17 protein-coding genes and 1 tRNA gene are annotated in these 18338 nt (G+C 49.4%); 3 read left to right on the top strand and 15 right to left on the bottom strand.

All coding sequences use genetic code 11. From position 1 onward, the window contains the following. The first annotated feature begins 235 nt into the window (after nucleotides 1–235). Nucleotides 236–508, top strand: a complete 273-nt coding sequence (hup, locus tag AJ81_RS04435) for a DNA-binding protein HU (RefSeq protein WP_031504803.1) — start codon at nucleotides 236–238, stop codon at nucleotides 506–508. 23 nt (nucleotides 509–531) lie between these two features. On the opposite strand, the gene mnmE is transcribed toward hup, so the two are convergent. The 13 genes from mnmE to udk all read right to left on the bottom strand — a co-directional run bounded on the left by mnmE (nucleotide 532) and on the right by udk (nucleotide 13475). Further along, complete coding sequence (gene mnmE / locus AJ81_RS04440) at nucleotides 532–1884, bottom strand: tRNA uridine-5-carboxymethylaminomethyl(34) synthesis GTPase MnmE (protein WP_031504804.1); 1353 nt, start codon at nucleotides 1882–1884, stop codon at nucleotides 532–534. A 4-nt stretch (nucleotides 1885–1888) separates the two neighbouring features. Beyond that, nucleotides 1889–2338 (bottom strand): GatB/YqeY domain-containing protein, encoded by a 450-nt coding sequence (locus AJ81_RS04445; protein WP_031504806.1) that lies wholly within the window; start codon nucleotides 2336–2338, stop codon nucleotides 1889–1891. A 13-nt stretch (nucleotides 2339–2351) separates the two neighbouring features. Beyond that, a complete protein-coding gene (locus AJ81_RS04450) occupies nucleotides 2352–3404 on the bottom strand; it encodes an HD-GYP domain-containing protein (RefSeq protein WP_031504807.1) in 1053 nt (350 codons plus the stop codon). Then, nucleotides 3394–4629 carry a M16 family metallopeptidase gene (locus tag AJ81_RS04455; protein WP_031504809.1) on the bottom strand — a complete coding sequence of 412 codons (1236 nt, stop codon included), beginning with the start codon at nucleotides 4627–4629 and terminating at the stop codon, nucleotides 3394–3396. Before AJ81_RS04455 ends, AJ81_RS04450 begins: the two co-directional genes overlap by 11 nt. Nucleotides 4630–4646: 17 nt before the next feature. Beyond that, on the bottom strand, nucleotides 4647–6824 hold the full coding sequence (locus AJ81_RS04460; protein WP_031504810.1) for a polyribonucleotide nucleotidyltransferase: 2178 nt from the start codon (nucleotides 6822–6824) through the stop codon (nucleotides 4647–4649). A 65-nt stretch (nucleotides 6825–6889) separates the two neighbouring features. Continuing rightward, nucleotides 6890–7159, bottom strand: a complete 270-nt coding sequence (gene rpsO, locus AJ81_RS04465) for a 30S ribosomal protein S15 (RefSeq protein WP_038059820.1) — start codon at nucleotides 7157–7159, stop codon at nucleotides 6890–6892. 60 nt (nucleotides 7160–7219) lie between these two features. Next, nucleotides 7220–7294: transfer RNA gene (locus tag AJ81_RS04470), tRNA-Gly, on the bottom strand. A 72-nt stretch (nucleotides 7295–7366) separates the two neighbouring features. Continuing rightward, a complete protein-coding gene (locus AJ81_RS04475) occupies nucleotides 7367–7615 on the bottom strand; it encodes a hypothetical protein (RefSeq protein ID WP_031504814.1) in 249 nt (82 codons plus the stop codon). 3 nt (nucleotides 7616–7618) lie between these two features. Next, nucleotides 7619–7891: a stage V sporulation protein S gene (locus tag AJ81_RS04480; protein WP_031504815.1), complete on the bottom strand. Its 273-nt coding sequence runs from the start codon at nucleotides 7889–7891 to the stop codon at nucleotides 7619–7621. 81 nt (nucleotides 7892–7972) lie between these two features. After that, nucleotides 7973–8974, bottom strand: a complete 1002-nt coding sequence (gene galT, locus AJ81_RS04485) for a galactose-1-phosphate uridylyltransferase (protein WP_031504816.1) — start codon at nucleotides 8972–8974, stop codon at nucleotides 7973–7975. Between the two features lie 12 nt (nucleotides 8975–8986). Further along, nucleotides 8987–10447, bottom strand: coding sequence for a glycogen synthase (locus AJ81_RS04490; RefSeq protein WP_031504818.1), 1461 nt, complete (start codon nucleotides 10445–10447; stop codon nucleotides 8987–8989). 5 nt (nucleotides 10448–10452) lie between these two features. Further along, the gene (locus AJ81_RS04495) at nucleotides 10453–12861 is read right to left on the bottom strand and encodes a hypothetical protein (protein ID WP_031504820.1); all 2409 of its coding nucleotides are present in this window, start codon (nucleotides 12859–12861) and stop codon (nucleotides 10453–10455) included. Beyond that, nucleotides 12858–13475, bottom strand: coding sequence for a uridine kinase (gene udk, locus AJ81_RS04500; protein ID WP_031504821.1), 618 nt, complete (start codon nucleotides 13473–13475; stop codon nucleotides 12858–12860). Before udk ends, AJ81_RS04495 begins: the two co-directional genes overlap by 4 nt. 279 nt (nucleotides 13476–13754) lie before the next feature. On the opposite strand from udk, the gene AJ81_RS04505 reads away from it, so the two are divergent. Both AJ81_RS04505 and AJ81_RS04510 read left to right on the top strand, forming a co-directional pair. Continuing rightward, a complete protein-coding gene (locus tag AJ81_RS04505) occupies nucleotides 13755–14858 on the top strand; it encodes a M24 family metallopeptidase (RefSeq protein WP_231845511.1) in 1104 nt (367 codons plus the stop codon). A gap of 12 nt (nucleotides 14859–14870) precedes the next feature. Next, nucleotides 14871–15728, top strand: a complete 858-nt coding sequence (locus tag AJ81_RS04510; protein ID WP_038059821.1) for an SDH family Clp fold serine proteinase — start codon at nucleotides 14871–14873, stop codon at nucleotides 15726–15728. A 78-nt stretch (nucleotides 15729–15806) separates the two neighbouring features. On the opposite strand, the gene AJ81_RS04515 is transcribed toward AJ81_RS04510, so the two are convergent. Together AJ81_RS04515 and AJ81_RS04520 are read right to left on the bottom strand one after the other, a co-directional pair. After that, nucleotides 15807–17459 (bottom strand): sensor domain-containing diguanylate cyclase, encoded by a 1653-nt coding sequence (locus tag AJ81_RS04515; protein ID WP_051368685.1) that lies wholly within the window; start codon nucleotides 17457–17459, stop codon nucleotides 15807–15809. A 93-nt stretch (nucleotides 17460–17552) separates the two neighbouring features. Then, entirely contained in the window at nucleotides 17553–18281 is a 729-nt protein-coding gene (locus tag AJ81_RS04520) for a class I SAM-dependent methyltransferase (protein WP_051368686.1), read from the bottom strand. Between the last annotated feature and the right edge of the window lie 57 nt (nucleotides 18282–18338).

An 18338-nucleotide genomic window follows, 5' to 3' on the forward strand; every position in this document is an offset into this window, starting at 1 on the left:
TAATACCATAAAATTGGCCAATATCGGCTCAGAATCGCAGCTAAGCCGAAAAGATAGCCAAAAACTTTCGATACCTTTTTCGGATTCCTTTTATCATCGCATTTCTCATAACCTTACCTGTCATTTTTCCTGTAGACTTCGGCACCCACTTGAAATGAGTGGTCCCAAAGTGTTATTATACAAGAAAGAGGGAGATCTGATCTCCCAAAACTGCTGTAAGGAGGGGGGTTGAAGGATGAACAAGAAAGAACTCGTCGACAAGGTCGCGAAGAAAGCCGGTCTGAAGAAGAAGGACGTCAAGAAGGTCGTCGACACGATGCTGGAGTCCATCACCGACGCTCTGGCAAAGGGCGAGAAGGTCCAGCTCGTCGGCTTCGGAAGCTTCGAAGTTCGCAAGGCGGCGCAGAGGAAAGGCGTGAACCCACAGACCAAGAAGCCCATCACGATTCCTGCAAGAAAAGTTCCGAAATTCAGACCCGGCAAAGTTCTGAAGGAAAAGGTCAAGTGAAAGAAGGGGGCGCGAGCCCCCTTTCATTTGCCAACACAGAAATCTCTGAACATCCGATCGATCAAATCAATACTGTACTGCCTTCCAAGAAGAGCATCCAGTGCCTCGAGACAGTTCCTCAGTCTTTCGGCTGCAGCATCGAGCCTTTCTTCATCCACTTCTTTGATTGCGTTTTCAAGATTCAACTTACAGGACAACAAGAGTTCGTACTGCCTGGTCGTGGTCACGTAACCTTCCATGTTCTCGAACACATCCTGAACTTGCTCGACGATTTCCTCTTCGAGTTTCTCAATACCTTCCTTCTTCAGAGCAGATATGACCAAGATGTGTGCATCGGTGCCGAGGGCTTTTCTCAATTTCTCAGGATCCACCTTGTCGACAGCATCGATCTTGTTGACAACAACGAGGTACCTTTTGTTCTTTATTAGCTGGAGTATCCTGAAATCGTCCTCGTCAAGTGGTACACTGGCATCGAGAACGAAGAGGATCAAATCAGCTTTGCTCGCGGTGTTTATGGCTCTCTCAACACCCACTCTCTCCACCTTGTCGTGCGTTTCCCTTATACCTGCGGTGTCTACAAGTGTGAAGGTGATCCCTTTGATCGTCACAAACGCTTCTATGGTGTCCCTCGTCGTGCCCGGCAACTCCGTCACGATCGCTTTCTCTTCGTTGAGCAGTGCGTTCAAAAGTGTGGATTTACCAACGTTCGGTTTACCGACGATCACAATTCTCAAACCTCTTGACAGAGCGAGCCTGCCATCGACGTTCTTCAAAGACTCGTTGACTCGATCGAACAAACCCAACAATTCGTTTTTCAGCTCTTCCGGTGCTGTGAAAACTTCGTCTGGATAGTCGAACTCCACTTCGATTCGAGCAAGGACACCGAGCATGTCCTGTCGTAAACGCTCGACAAAATTTGCCAACCTTCCAGACAAGTTCGCCGCTGCGATTTTTACCGCACTCTTCGACGTGGCTTCCACGATTTGTTTTACGGACTCGGCCTTAGTCAGATCAATTTTCCCATTGAAGAAAGCTCTTTTCGTGAACTCTCCTGCCTCTGCGAGCCTTGCACCCAACTTGAGGAACCTCTCCAGAACCATCTGTGTGACGATGGGACCACCGTGGCACATAACTTCAACCATGTCCTCGCCTGTGTAAGAGTAGGGTGATCTGTAGAACACTAAGAGCACTTCGTCTATGACTTGGCCATCATCGTCTACGATGAAGTTGTGATAAATTCTGCGTGGCTCAACGGAACTGAGTCTCTTCCTGAGGGATTCAAGACAGATCTTCCAAGAATCTGGCCCACTCAGACGGACGATCGAAATCGCTCCGATGCCTCTGGGACTGGCTATGGCAACAATCGTGTCGGACAAACTCTCAGCTCCCGCTGAGAAGTTCAGATACGATCTTGTTCACGAGTTTTCCATCCGCTCTGCCCTTCACCTGGGGCATGATCGCCTTCATGGCAACGCCCACATCCTTAGGGCCTTTCAGATTCAGTTCGGAGATGACTTTCTTCGCAATCTCTTTTATTTCCTCCTCGCTCAATTGTTTTGGCATGTAAGACTGGATCACTTCGATCTCCTGTCTTTCTGCCTGAGCCAAATCCTGTCTGCCGCCCTTCTCGTACATCTCAATGGCTTCCTGCCTTTTCTTTATCTCCTTCGACATGATCTGAAGGATATCTTCATCTGTCGCCAAAGTCATCTTCTCAACCTCGAAGTTCTTGATGGCTGTCAGAAGCATCCTCACCGTTCTGAGTTTTACTTCGTCTTTCGCTTTCAGTGCTTCCTTTAAATCCTGATTCAGCCTGCTTTTCAGATCCACGAAACCACCTCCATTACTCTATGACCGAAACTATTCTGAGACCTTTTTCCCTTGAAAGATCTATCGTTTCACCACTTTCGATCCTCAAAACGGGTCTCAACGGATTTTTCCTGTTCACCCCGACCACAACGGCCTTTCTCCCATCGTTCAGAACAACGGTGGTGCCTATCGGATAGAGGCCCAAGACGGAAACCAGAGCCTGAACGACCTTCGGATCGAGCTTGTCAAGAGAGGCAAGTTTTATGACCTCGGTCATGGCTTTGTAGGGGGTCCAGGAAGGCTTGTAAGATCTGTTCGAAATGAGTGCGTCGTAGATGTCCACGACGCTCACGATGCGTGCGAACAGACCTATCTGTTCATCGGTTAAGCCCGCGAGATAGCCACTTCCATCGAGCTTTTCGTGATGATCCCTCACGGCGCTTATGACTCTTTCATCGTTCAAACCAGATTTTCGACATATTCTTTCACCGAACGCAACGTGCTTCTTCATGAGTTCGAACTCCTCGGGACTCAACTTGCGTGGTGCAAGCAGTATCTCTTTGGGAACCAAAACTTTTCCGACGTCGTGGATCATCGCAGCGAAGGCAAGGTGTGATAGTTGTTCCAACCTTAAGCCCAGCTCCATGCCGACCAACGAACTTATCATGCTGACGTGTACCTCGTGCGTGTAGGTGTAGTCCTCGTCGGTCTGTTGAACGAGGAAAATCAACGAAATTTTTTCGCCGTAGTTCTTCATGATATCGCTCAGCACAGTTTGTGAAACTCTCCAGACTTGCTCACTCTCTATCTTGAACTTTTCAACGGCAGACCTGAACACCTGTTGTATCTCCTGCTTCGCCTGCTCTATCTTCTGAGGTTCCACCAGCGGTGGAACAACCTCTTCGATCTTCACCCAGATTCTGTTCAAACCGTTGTCTTTTAGTTGCTCAATCTTGTCCGGTGTGATCCTTTCGCCAGCTTTGATCAAGACCGTGCCGTCTGGATTCCGCACGGTCTCGAGAGATATCTCCACACCCGCGAGCGATTCAACACTCTTCAGTACGGATTGCATAGGCTCAAGATCCAAGAACCTTCACCACCTGATCCTCACTTCCCACGGGCACCACGCACGACCAGTGCCACGCCCTCTCAGAAATTTCTCTCCACAGACTCCTGACCTGCCTCAAGGTCACCGCATCTACTCTTTTCAGCATTTCATCCAGTGGCACGGGTCTACCTCTGGAGATGATGGATTCGATGACGTAACCGAAGATGCCCGAGACGCTCTCCGTAATCATCTGGAGCTTGCCGATCAATCGCTGTTTGCCGTAATCGAACTGATCTTTCGAGATATCCTCTTTCATTATCTTCCTCAGCTCTTCGACGTACCTTTCAAGCTTGTCAGGGCTCGCACATGCGTACACTCCAAAGATTCCCCTATCGTTCCAAAGTTGATTGACAAGCTCAACATCGTAGACGAGCCCGAGTTGTTCCCTGATCCTCGTGAAGAGTACCGAGCTCATCCCGCTTCCCAGCAGGGTGCTCAAAACCATAAAGGCAGGGTAACGCTCACTCGTGACTCCAAAGTCCAAAAATGTTCCACCGATCATATGAATCTGTGTCAGATCGTTCTTAGCCTCACAACTGATTCCTTCTGGTTTGAAACGAGGGCTCACGTCCAAAGGATCCACTTCTTTGTTGTGGCGCTCGAGGATCTGCGTTAACTTTTCCAAAACGTTCTTCGTGATCTTTCCAACCGCAACTATTTCGACATTTCCATAGTGCGTAGAATGAAAATTGAGTACTCTATGCCTCGTGAGTTTCTCAACAGTTTCTTTGTAACCAATCACCGGCCTCGAATAAGGTTCCTCGAGGTATGTCTCCGCGAAGAGATCCTGAACTCTGCTCTCGTAGTCCTCATCGTAGGTCTTTATTTCTTCAATGATAACAGATTTCTCGAGCTCGATCGATCTCTCATCAAAGAGCGGACGAAAAACGATCTCCGACAGCACTTCAATCGCTCTCTCGTGATGGCTGTAAGGTACCTTCGCAAGATACACCGTGAAATCTTTGGTTGTGAAAGCGTTGAGGCTGCCCCCCACGACCTCCAGACTGAATTTCAGCGTGAATTCATCGAACTTCTCCGTCCCTTTGAACGCAACGTGTTCAATGAGATGGGCAACACCAGCCTCATTTGGTGATTCGCTCGCAGAGCCAGCCGGTATAACGAACGCAAGAGATAGAGTTTTGACAGATGGAACGGGCACGAAATGAAAGTGCCCATTTCGAACTGGTAGCGTTTCAATTTTCATGCGATGTATCCCCCGTGTTAGTCTGAGCCTGACCGCGGATTTCTCCTGCTACGAGTTTGATCTCTTTCGTCTCTGTGAAACCTTTCCGGCCTTGAATGAGAGGTTCTTCTCTCTTCTGTTTCTCCTTTCGCCACCTCCTCGAACTGGAGCCTACCAAGGTTGTCTATGTTGGACACCTTGACTTTCAGCACGTCACCAATCTTGAGTGCCTTCAAGTTGCTCAGGAGCTTACTTTGATGCAGCAGTCCAATCTTTCCAGCTCCAACTTCGAGAAACACGCCGAATGGTTCTATGCGCGTTATCTTACCTTCAAAGACGTCGCCAACCGCTATCTCCTTGACTATTTCATTTATCCTTTTGATGGCCGCGTCGACCTTTTCCTCGCCGTTACCGATCACGCTCACACGCCCTGTCTCGTCGTCCACCGATATCTGGACGTCGAACTCCTTGATGATACCCTTTATTATTCGTCCTCCAGGCCCGATGACCTCACCAACTTTCATCGGATCGATGATGGTGGTCTTGATGACAGGTGCATAGCTCGAGAGGTTCGATCTTGGCCCGTCGATCGTGCCGTACATCTTGTCGAGCACGAACATTCTCGCCTCTTTTGCCTGCATGAGAGCTTTGTACAAAAGTTCTCTCGAAACTCCGGAAACTTTGCAGTCCATTTGGAATGCCGTGATGCCATCACGCGTCCCGGCGACTTTGAAGTCCATGTCTCCCCAGTGGTCCTCTGCGCCCATGATGTCGGTCAACACGACCGCAGCATCCGGTTCCAAGATCAATCCCATCGCCACACCGGCAACGTGCTTTTTCACAGGAACCCCTGCGTCCATGAGAGCTAAAGAACCCGAACACACGGTTGCCATCGAAGAGGAACCGTTGGACTCCAAGATTTCGGAGACGACCCTTATCGTGTATGGAAATTCGTCCTCGTCTGGCAGAACAAACTTGAGGGCACGCTCCGCCAGATGTCCATGGCCGATCTCTCTTCTGCTCGGTCCTCTCAAAGGTTTGACCTCACCGGTGCAGAAAGGTGGGAAGTTGTAGTGCAGCATGAAACGCTTCGTACCCTCTTCGAGAATCGTGTCGACAATCTGTTCATCCATGGGTGCACCGAGCGTCACGATGCCGAGACTCTGCGTTTCGCCTCTGGTGAACAGTGCCGATCCATGAACTCTCGGAAGCACACTCACCTCGCAGGTTATGGGTCTTATGTCCTTTGGCCCTCTGAGATCGAGTCTTATACCCTCCTCAACGATTATTCTTCTCATTTTGTGCTTCAACAAATTTTCGTACAGATCCTTGAGTTGGATTGCGTACTGATTCAGAAGTTCTTCAGGATACTTCTGTTTCAACTGCTCCACGATGGACTCGTAATATTCGCCTATGGCCTGCGCTCTGGCCTTTTTGCCCTGCGTGAGCAATCTGCTGCGTAACTCGTTCGTGTCCACGAGTGCGCGGAAATCTCCTTCGATATCCTCCGGCAGCTTCACTTCCTCGATCTGCACCTTGGTCACGTTGAACTCGCTGAGAATATCCTGCTCAAATTCGACGATCTGCCTGATCGCATCGTGAGCCTTGAAGAGCACTTCAACCATTTGTTCTTCGCTGACCTCTTTTGCCTCACCCTCCACCATGGTTATAGCGTCTGCCGTGCCCGCAACGACGATGTCCAGAGAACTTCTCTCGAGCTCTTCCTCGCTGGGGAAGAAAACAACCTGTCCGTCGATGAGACCGACCCTCACCGCAGCGACAACGCCATTGAAGGGAATGTCCGACAAGTTCAACGCCAAAGAGGCCGCCATCACGCCCACGACATCCGGTGGGTTGCCAGGATCCGCGGAAAGCACAGTCACAACGACCTGAACCTCGTTGCGCAGGTGCTTCGGGAAAAGGGGCCTTATAGGTCTATCGATCGTTCGTGCCGAGAGGATCGCCGTTTCACTCGGCTTTCCCTCACGCTTCACGAATCCACCGGGTATTTTGCCTGCCGCATAGAAGCGCTCCTGGAATTCAACCGTGAGTGGTACGAAGTCGATACCTTCGACTGCCTGATCTGACATGACCGCAGTTGCAAGCACGGAGGTGTCTCCGATCCTTGCAAGAACAGCACCGTTGGCTTGTTTGGCCAACCTTCCGTGCTCCACGTAGAATTCTCTACCCAAAATGACACGTCGCCAGTATTTCAAAACCATCACCTCTCAACACGAAACTAAAAGCGGGCCAGCGCCCGCCCTCGTTTCGTCTCGTTTTTTCATTTCCTCAGGTTCAACTTCTCGATCAAATTTCTGTAGGACTCAGGGTTCGCTCTCTTCAGATACCTCAACATCTTCCTTCTTCTTCCGACCATCTTCATCAGGCCTCTTCTGGAATGGAAGTCCTTCGGATGGGCCTTCAAATGCTCGGTCAAATGGTTGATCCTTGCTGTGAGCAACGCAATTTGGACCTCCACCGAGCCCGTGTCCTTCTCGTTGATTCTGAACTGCTCGATGATCTGTTGCTTCTGCTCCTTGTCCACAAGCACACCTCCGTCTGCTCAGCCTTCAGCCCAGAAGGGGTCTGCGCCCACATCCGAGCCGAGGTCTGGAGCGGGCGACGGGGGTCGAACCCGCGGCCCTCAGCTTGGGAAGCTGATGCTCTACCACTGAGCTACGCCCGCTCACCAAACATTATTATACCATCGATCGGCGGACAGTGAACATACCATTTTCAATTTTCCACATCAAAGCTTTCAGATCTTGTTAGATTCTTCTTCGAGCATTTTAAGGACTCGTTCTGCGTTTTTGTCCTCTAAGATCAATCTGAAGAACTCGTACGCCTGCAGATCTGTCTCGTCCGTTCTGTTCAGAAAGTACGCTTTGACCTTTGTCTTGAAGAGCTCTTTTTCCTCATCGGACATCGAAGCAACGTGCTTGACGATCTCGAGCAACGAACGATCCTGAACGCAAGCACTCGCGATCTGCAGGAGTACATCTTCCATCCATCAGCTCTGCTTGGTCGTCACGAACACCTTGAAGGATATACCCGTGCGCGTTTCGTTTTCGATCTTGGCCTCCATGAAACCGGGCACCATGTAGATATCCTTATCGTTCTCGTTGAGGAATCTCCTGGCTACGGCAATCGCTTTGACGGCTTGGTTCACGGCCCCCGCACCTATCGCCTGGATCTCAACTCTGTCGGCCTTCGATAAAGCGCCTGCTATGGCTCCTGCAACCTTGTTGGGGTTCGAACTCGAACTGACTTTCAAAATCTCCATTCGACCAATCCTCCTTGATCTGTAAAGAATCTCATGCACAACACCTTTTGGTGCTGTGCTACGAGTGATTTTACCACATATTTATGCTATTTCAACCGCACGCAAATATTTGGCTGCCTCTTCCGGTGGCATGGGATTTATATAAAATCCCGATCCCCACTCGAATCCCGCAACGTTCGTCAGGCGTGGAACAATTTCCAAATGCCAGTGATAGTATCCCTCTCCCTCGTTGTCGGTTGGTGCCGTGTGTAACATGAAATTGTACGGCGGGTTGTCCAAGGCAACAAAGATACGATAGAGAGTGTTCTTCAATATCTTCGCAAAGTTCTTCACTTCTCTCTCGTTTATGTCACCAAAACTGTGCGCGTGACGTTTCGGAAGTATCCAGGTTTCGCAAGGAAACCTCGCAGCGAAAGGCTCTAACGAAACGAAATCTTCGTTTTCTTCAACGATTCGCTCTTTCCTCTCCAGTTCCTGACTGACAATGTCGCAGAAGACGCATCTTTCCTTGTAAGAGTAGTACTCCCTGGAACCAGAAAGCTCTTCCTGTACTCTCTTCGGAACTATCGGCAACGCTATGAGTTGACTGTGCGGATGCTGTAGAGACGCTCCTGCATCGCGACCATGGTTCTTGAAAATCAAAATGTATTCAACCCTCTTGTCCGCTGAGATGCTCTCATATCGATGCTTGTAAGCCCAGACCACTTCCTCCACTTGTTTGTAATCCATCAGCGCAAGGTGTGTGTTGTGATCGGGCGTTTCAACGATCACTTCATGATAACCAAAGCCATCCATCGCGTCGAACATGCCCACACCGTATCTCCTGGGTGAAAGGTTGGGGTTCACCGCCCCAAACTTGTTGGGCACGACCCTCACCCACCAACCGGGGGAGTTGGGTGCGGTGTCTGGCGGCCTGAACGCAAGGACTTCCGGTGGCGTAGTGTGTTCGTTACCGTAGTCGAAAGGGCAGAACGCGGGTTTCTCTTCAACCTTTGGGCGGGCAAAATCGTGCGGCCTTTTGGCCCGCTCTGTGGCTATGATGACCCACCTCTTCAACACAGGGTCTTTCCTGAACTCAGGCATTTCTTTTCCTCCTCACACCCTTCTCTTTTTCAAAGCCTCTTGGTAGATTCTCATGTACTGCTTCGCCGACCGCTCCCAGGACACGTCCGTTTGCATCGCGTTCTGAACGATTTTTTCCCAGTGACGTTTTTCGTTCTTAAAGAAATGGACTGCCTTGGCAATAGCCATGAACAGATGCGCAGGATCGTACTCTCTGAACCCGAAGCCGTTGCCCAGGCCAGTTTCCGGATCGTATTCCTTGACGGTGTCGGCCAGACCGCCGGTGTAACGGACTATCGGGATGGTACCGTACCTCAGACTGTACATTTGACCCAGTCCGCACGGTTCGTAGCGAGAAGGCATCAGGAACATGTCACATCCTGCGTAAATCTTCTGTGCGAGTTCTATGTCGAACTTTATGTTGCTGGAAACTTTGCTCGCATACCTTTTCTGAAGCTGCAGGAACATCTCTTCGTACTTTTTCTCACCCGTACCGAGCACAACGAACTGAAGGTCGAAGAGAAACATATAATCAGCGATTTTCTCGATCAGATCCAGCCCCTTCTGATCGACCAGTCTGTTTATCATACCGATCAGTGGAACTTCCTCTCTCACCGGAAGGTTCAGTTCTTTCTGTAGCATCTTCTTGTTTTCATACTTCTTTTCTATGCTGTTGATGTCGTAGTTGACGTATATTCTTCTGTCCGTCGCAGGATTGAACTCCTCGTAGTCTATCCCGTTCAGTATTCCGTAGAGATCTTCCGACCTGAGTCTCAAAACCCCATCGAGTTTCTCTCCGTACTCTTCCGTCTGTATCTCTTGAGCATAAGTGGGACTCACCGTCGTCACGATGTCGCTGAAGAGGATCCCACCTTTGAGGAAGTTGATCTTTCCGTAGAACTCGAGCCCATCTATGTTGAACAAATAACCCGGCAAGCCAGCGAACTTCATGTAGCTCGGGCTGAAGATGCCTTGATAGCCGAGGTTGTGAATCGTGAAGACGATCGCCGTGCGACTGAAGAACGGATCCACCCTGTAGAGTGTCTTGAGATAGACGGGCACCAGCCCGGTCTGCCAGTCGTGCGCGTGCACCACGTCGAACTGTTCCGACAGATGTCTCATGGCTTGAATCGACGCAGCCGAGAAGAATATAGCTTGTTCGGCAAGATCGGGGCCTTCGTAGACGTTCTCCGCGGAGAAGTAATACTCGTTCGCGATGAAATAAACCGCCACACCAGAGCCAGGAAGCTGTGACTTGTAGAGGTCGAAAGTTTCCTTTGTCTGAACGTTCTCCACAGGAATGGATTTGGCAACCTCACTCAGCTGGTAGCCAAACTTTTGACTGTTCTTGAGCACAACCTTGTGTAAAGGCATGAATATCGTCACCTTCGCCCCACTTCTTTCTACGGCCTTTGGCAGGGCTCCGAGCACGTCTGCAAGACCTCCCACCTTTGCGAAGGGATAGACCTCGTAAGCGATCATCGCAACCTTCACGGTTTTCACCTCGCTGTTGGAATTATAGCATAGTCCTGTTTGACCCTGAGAAAGATGCCGATAAGATCTTCAAAACCGAGTTGGACAAACAATTTTTTATCTCTCAATCCAACCTTCACATAAGGCCTCAGAGGAAGCTGGTAGGAAAGATGACCATTGAAATCGACCCTCGTCCAGTACTCTTCAGTTTCACCCTGAACCATGCCGAAGCTCAGTGCAAAGCTGTCCAGACCCAAAAAGCCATCGAAACTTCCCAGATCCGTTCTGATCGCGGGTAGAACCATTTGTGTTGAAAAATCCAGTCCCGAGGGCCTTACTTTTCCTCGCACCTCGAACAACAGTTGCTTGAATGCGAATGCCTTCGAAAGTTCGAAACACATGTCGGGCAACAATTCAACGGTGAAGGAAAAGTCCGAGAACCTGTGCAGATGTATTCGGCCACCAACGCTTCCATAGGCGTACCCGAGTGCGAATTTCGGTGTCAGTCCGCCGGGTTCGATTACAAGACCCAGCTTTGAGAAGAGCACATCGTTCCTCAGTGCACGATAGTTCGAATCAGACACGATCATGTCGAAAGTAACAGACTCGTTCGTTCCCATGAGAGACATTGTTAAACCGCTCGAGGAACTGAACGTCAGGTTGGCCCAGTGAGATCTCATCGTCTTGAGAAAGGCGAGTGTTGCGATGTTGTCGGTCAAATCGTCCCAGAAGCCCATGCACACACCCACACCCAAATCGTCCCCGACAAGATCAATGTAAGGAAAAGGTAGAGCGAACCTGAACTTCATTGAATCGCGAATCTTTTTTGAAGTCAGTGTCGTTTCCTCGAGTTTTGAACCGGTCGTGATCAACGTTTCAGTCACGACAGCATTTCGAAGGATCGTTCCTCCTGGCTCAAAAAAGAGCGCATACCCGCCCGGTAGAGGCTTGATCGAAAAGATCTTGTCTTCCCACTCCACCGATGCTATACAGTCTTTCACTACCAGTTCGTAAACCCGGTTCGTGGATAGATCGAGCTTATGAGCGCGGAGTTCTCCGTTCGTTTCTGCTACATAATAGAGTGTGTCGTTAACAATGACTGGTGAGAGCTTAGCTTTCCCGTCCTTCGTCAACCTTGCCAGAGTGCCATTCTTGAGCAGGTAAAGATCGATGCTGCTTGCCTGCTTAGCCGTGAACACGATGCAGTCTTTCGACGATGCTATCTGTAGTGGAACGAGCCCCTGGGGAATCTGAAGCTCTTGTTTAGAAGACGTCTTTGAATTGAAAATCTCTATCTTCCTGACATCGTTGTGTTGAACGATCAGTATGAGCCTGTCATCATCCAACCAAGCCACGTCGATAACGTGCTCGATGCTCGTTTCTCTCAGAGCGCCTTTCCACAAGTACAACCTGTTGACGTACCTGCCGTTTTTCACGGTTCTTCTGACGATCGCCAGCTCTCGTTTTGAGTTGACCGCAAAACTCACGATGCTGGAAACTTCAACGAGTTTGTGGTTCCTACCCTCAAAGATGTCGTAGAAGTAAATCGCGCTTGCTTCGTCGTACCCGCTGAAGGCGTAGTACACTCTCCAGAGCTCCACATTGAGCTTGCTCGGGATAAGCGACAAATTCGTCAATCTTTCTCGTTGTACGTCAGCTTCTGCAGTCAACCAACTTCGAACCTCCTCGGACGAGGCGAACCGTCTCAAGTGCCTGAAGAAAGTCGCGAATGGATCGTTCGAAAAAGCTTCGATCAGTTCGTTCACAGCACCCTGTCTTTTCTTTTCGAGAGACTCCAAGAGCGTGTATCCCAGCGTGTAACTCGCCCCGCCGGGTGTGAAGCGGACCGTGTTGATGGAAGAAGCGAACTTCAGACCTATATCGCTGGCCAACGCGTTTTTCCTGTACAGCTCGAACAGCACATCGTTCGCCCTGCCCTCACCTTCCTTGGATTCATGCATGATCGCCACGCCTTCGTGAAGGTACAAAGGCGTCAAGACCGATTGGACCGCCGCTGGTACAGCGTGACCGAAGAACTCCAACCAGTCGATGTACGGAGAGAACTGGTTTGCCAGGAAAATGTGTGCGAGCTCGTGAACGAAGCAGAATACGACCCAATCTTCATATTTGGGGGTGAACTGATAAGGGTTCATATCGCTCACGTAGATGACGATCGTGTTGTTAACCGTGTTGGCGTAACCGTTGGAAAGATCAGATCTGAGTAAATAGACCCTTGGTCTCGTACGTGGTGGACTTTTGAACTCCAGCATGAAGCGTTCAAAAATCTCGTCAGCCACTCGATGAAGTCTGTGCGCCGCCAGTTCCAAGCCATCGTCGTAGAGTATGTCCAAATGCTTCGTCGATACCGCGTTGAAAGTGCCCGCCGCCCACAACGACGAACACGAAACGAGAATTAGCAAGATCAATTTCTTCATACTTCCTTCTCCAGCCTCTTGGTTATGTAGTTCACAACGACTTCGATCGCCCTGTCGTTGTGACCACCCTTTGGCACTATGATGTCCGCGTAACGTTTCGTTGGCTCAACGTACGCATCGTGCATGGGTTTGACTGTTCGCAAGTACTGGTTTACAACGCTCTCGACACTCCTTCCCCTCTCTTTCACGTCGCGCATCAGCCTGCGTATGAACCTGATATCGCTCTCCGTATCCACGTACAGAGAAAGCTCGTAAAGTTCTCTGAGCTCCTCATAATACAGCGCGAAAATACCTTCAACCAGGATCACTTTCTTCGGAACGAAATTCAGCGTTTCAACCTTTCTGGTGTACGTGACGAAATCGTACGTGGGGATCTGGACGGCCTCGCCATGGAGTAACTTTCGAAGGTGTTCAACAAGCAATCGATGCTCTATCACGTCCGGATGATCGTAGTTCACCAACCTCCGTTCCTCTATTGGTAAATGGCTCATGTCCTTGTAGTAGTTGTCCATGGGTAAGATCGCGCACCTTTCTTCACCCAGAGAATGAACTATCCTTTTTGCGACGGTCGTTTTTCCCGATCCTGTTCCACCGCCTATACCGATGAGAACCAACGCCTACCCTCCCCGAACCGACAAATTGTCTTGAGATTCGATTTTCCCATAGTTTCGAAAGATTTGCCAGACATAAGCGACATCTCAGATTCTGCTCCGCGACAACACATCTTCAACATATATGCTACAATAAATTTTGATGTTCATCCCAATCTCACGAATGAAAACGGTTTTTGCGGGTTTAAGTCGATACAGCGCTCTTCGGGTGGCGTTAATAATCGTGATTTTTTTGTACGAGGACGTACGTTCAGACCCTGTTCAGGAAGGTGATCTTGCTTGGTGAGGGAAGTGTTCAGAGAAAGGATCAATACGCTGAGAAAGCTCATCGAAGAGGAGCAGGCCGAAGCGTTGCTGATCTCACGCTGCGACAACTTCGCCTGGGCCACACTCGGTGCGAGGAACTACGTGACTATCAACAGCGAGGTTGGAAGCGTTCATCTTCTGCTCGTGGAAGATTCGATCTACATCCTCACAAACAACATCGAACGAAAGAGGATCGAGCAGGAAGAGTTGAACGAAGACGTTCTGGGCGATGTGGAGTTCGCCGAGTACATGTGGTCCAAGGACCTGTGGGACGTGCTCAAATCCTTCGTTCAAGGGAAAAAACTCCTCTCTGACACTGGCTGGTTCGATTCGAGGAACGTCTCCGACCAGCTGAAGAACTTCAGGCTCGTCATGAGTGAGCCGGAGATCGAAACCTACAGATGGCTTGGTGCCAACTGCGACGAGATCTTCTCCAACACGATGTTGAAGTTCTCACCCGAGATGACGGAATTGCAAGTTCAAGCGGAAATGTCGAAGGCGTTCTTCGAACGCGGTATCGAACCGATACTCATCTTGGTGTTCGGTGAGGAGAGTGCGCAGCTGTACAGACACAACCTTCCCAGGAACGTGAGGGTCGGAAAGAAGCTCTTCGTGAGCGTGTGCGTCAGAAAGAAAGGCTTGGTTCTCTCCTCAACGAGATCCGTTTTGTTCGGTAGAGACGAAGATTGGATCAAACAACACAGAGACAACTGTTACGTCGAAGCGGCGGCACTCGAAAACTCAAAACCGGGCAAGAAATTGAGCGAGGTGTTCGAAGAAATCAAGAAGGCTTACGTGGCAGTGAACAAACCGCACGAGTGGTTCCTGCACCATCAAGGTGGGCTTGCAGGTTACAACGCGCGTGAAGTAATAGCGAACGAAGATACTGATTATTCCTTGAAGGCTGGAAACGTCGTTGCGTGGAATCCAACAATAACCGGTACGAAGTCCGAAGATACGTTCTTGGTCCTCGAAGATGGTTTGGAATGTTTCTCCTATCCTGAGTCGAGTCGTTGGCCCGCGCTGAATTTGCAAATCGGCTCGTTAACGCTGAAAAGGCCTGACATAGTTGTACTGTGAGGAGGAGTAGAAATGTACTCGTTCATATTCGAACTCTTCTGGATGATCTTCATTCTCAGCATGTTCATCCCGTTCTTCAAAGCTTACAGTCAAAAGAGCGCGAGAGAAACTTTGATAAGACAGCTCGAGGTGAAACGCAAGAGCAGAGTTATAACGCTCATTCACAGGCAAGAGTCGATGAGCTTCTTCGGTCTCACCTTCGGAAGGTATATAACCATAGAAGATTCCGAAGAAATCTTGAGGGCAATAAAGTTGACCCCACCAGACATGCCGATCGATTTGATCCTGCACACCCCCGGTGGTTTGGTGTTGGCAGCAGAGCAAATTGCCCGTGCCCTGGTCAAGCACAAAGGCAAGGTCACCGTCTTTGTTCCTCACTACGCGATGTCCGGTGGAACCATGATAGCCCTGGCTGCGGATGAAATAGTCATGGATCCAAACGCCGTGCTGGGACCGCTCGATCCACAACTGGGTGGTTATCCTGCGCCTTCGATACTGAGCGTGCTCGAAAAGAAAAACATCAACGAAATAGACGATCAAACTTTGATCCTTGCCGATATCGCCAAGAAGGCCATGAACCAGGTGATGGACTTCGTGACGTGTCTCTTGAAGGAAAAGGTCGGTGAAGAGAAAGCCAAACAACTGGCAGAGACTCTTTGTAGTGGCAAATGGACTCACGATTATCCTCTGACCGTGGATGCGCTCAAGCAGATGGGAATACCCGTTTCTGAAAACATGCCACAGGAAGTCTATCAGCTCATGGACCTCTACAAACAAACCGAACAGAGAAGACCATCGGTTCAGTACATACCCGTCCCGTACAGGGGTGGGGAGAGAGGCACGAGTCAAGAATCGAGGAAAAATTCTTGAGGCTCATGCCAGTAGAACTTCGGCCGGCCCCAAGCCGGCCTTTTGCTCTCGCTTCACCCCCAGAAAAACTGTAGTGGATCAGATTCCGGTTTCAACCTCGCTCGCCGTGGCGTACCGCAGACCCTTCTTTTTGGCATAGTACATCGCCATGTCCGCAAGCCTTATCAATTGATCGAGCTCTCGTGCATCGTCTGGATAGATCGCAACTCCCACGTTCACACCGACCTGGAAACTCTTGTCATCCAGTTGAATCGGTTCTTCAACGATCTGGAATACCCTGTTCAAAAGCTGCGCGAAGTTGTTCCCATCGCAGTCGTACAACAACGCCACGAACTCGTCTCCACCGAACCTTGAAACAACGTCGCTCTCTCTGAAAACTTTCTCGAGTCTCGAACCGAGGACCTTCAAAACGAGATCACCCGTCTCGTGGCCATATTTGTCGTTGACGTTTTTGAACCTGCGAAGATCCAAGAACAAAAGTGCGACCTTCTTTCGTTCCCTCTTCGCCAAGGACAGAAGTTTTTCGCCGTACTCTTCGAAGGCTCTTCTGTTCAACAAACCAGTCAGTGGATCGTGGTTGTACAAATACTCCATCATCTTCTGCTGTTGCATGATCTGCTCGTCTTGCTTGATCTTGAGGAAAACCATGCCGACGTAGTTCGCAAAAAGTTTTGCAATCTGGAGAGATTCTTCGTCGAACGCATCTTCCCGTTCGAAGTTTTCCAGATTGAAGCTCAAAACGATCTCGTTTCCTATCTGAACCGGCACGACCAAACTGCACACGATCTCTTCAACTCTGCCATGCTTTTTCAGAATCTCCAACGTCTTCTCATCTTCTCTGTTGAAATTCACCATATCGCTCTTCTTCTTTATGGGTTTTTCAAGCCATTTCTTCTGAACCGACTCAGGATACTCGATCTTCGAGAGGCCTTCGAGATCGTACCCAACCGCTGCGACGTAAACGTGTTTGTCTTGCTTTTTGAGCAGAACGCTCCCAGCTTGAGCGTTTGGGACAACCTCTATGGCTTTCTCGAGGATCAGTTGATAGAGCTTCTCTCCATTTTGACCCTTCAAATAGTACTCGCTGATCTGCGTCAGCGCTTCGTGGAGCTTTCTGAACTTCCTCTCTCGAGACAAGTTGATCCTCAGACGAACCATCTGAACAGCCAAGAAAGTTCCCACAGCGAGAAGAACGGATGAAAAGATCGAGAAGCTGTCCAAAGCCGATTTGCGTAGTTTGTATCTCAGACCGTACACGAATTCTTTCCCCGTCGGAGAGATCCGAATATGAGTCACACCGAATTTGTCCAACAACTTTTGCGCATCGACAACCGCGAGCACGAGTTTGTCCGACACGAAATCGCTGAGATCGTCGTTGTAGACTTTGAAATACATGTGGAGTTTTCCGTTCTTCGAATCGATCTTGAAATAATCGAAATCTCCCGATTCGTTCAGGACCTTCACTTCTTCGATCTCTGGAAAGTAAGACTTCAGTTCCTCAAACAAGATCGAAGCTTCCTCCAAGTTATCTTCACTCAAAAGCTCGTACATCTTGGACCATTGAAAGTAAGACAAGCTCAAACAATTGGCGTAATCTTTCACCGACTCGGCGAAAAGCACTCCCAACTCTTGCACGTAGCTTTTAAAGTGTGACTTGGCACTGAGATGGAAGATCGTCACCAAAACAACGAACACTAAGAGTGCCACTAACAACGGTATGAACTTCGACATTCCTTCACCCCACTCACGAATCATTCATACCAGAGGTATCGTTCTCTTTCAGTGAGTATAATAACGCGCTGAGCTTGCAACTTTCGACACCTATCACGAGGCAACCACGACGAGCCTCTTGGCGTTCAGATCGTAAGCTGTCCCGTCCAGTGAACCGTACAGTTCAACGTTCGAAAAACCACACGTTTGAAGCATCATCTTCAACTCTTGTCCACTGTACACGTAGTGCTGCAAACTGTACACTTTGTAGCCTCCAGCCTCCAGAACGATCCATTGATTCCTCATTCTCGCCATGCCTGGCTCGAAACTGTGTTTCTCTATGAGCATCTTTGAACCTTGCTCACTCACGACTGAGTCTCTGTAGTTTAGTAGGAGCACTTCTTTTGACACCATTTCCATCAGTAACTTGCCATCATTTTTCAAACTCTTCTTGATGTTTCTCAACACCTTCATGTTTTCTTCCTGATCTTCGAAGTAGCCGAACGAAGTGAACATGTTGATCACAAGATCGAAATGATTTGGCCTAACGAAGTCTCTCATGTCAGCATGAACGAATTCCACGTTGTCAAGGTCTGAGCACAATTCTTTGGCTTTGCCCAGAAGAAAGCTTGACGCATCGACAGCGGTCACGTTGAATCCAAGCCTTGCAAACTCAAAGGCATGCCTTCCTGGCCCACAACAAAGATCGAGTACGTTTCCGCTTCGAATACCACTCAATGTAACGATTCTTTCTACTTCTTCTTTCGCTGATTGGAAACGCGCTGGTCGAAACAGCCAATCGTACATGTCTTTCCAGAAATCTTCGTTCGCGAACCAACTCACACTCCTCACCCCCTTTGTATCGGAAAGTATAACATTTTCTCATCTCAATCTGAAATC

Source organism: Pseudothermotoga hypogea DSM 11164 = NBRC 106472, from assembly GCF_000816145.1.
Taxonomy (GTDB): Bacteria; Thermotogota; Thermotogae; order Thermotogales; family DSM-5069; genus Pseudothermotoga_A; species Pseudothermotoga_A hypogea.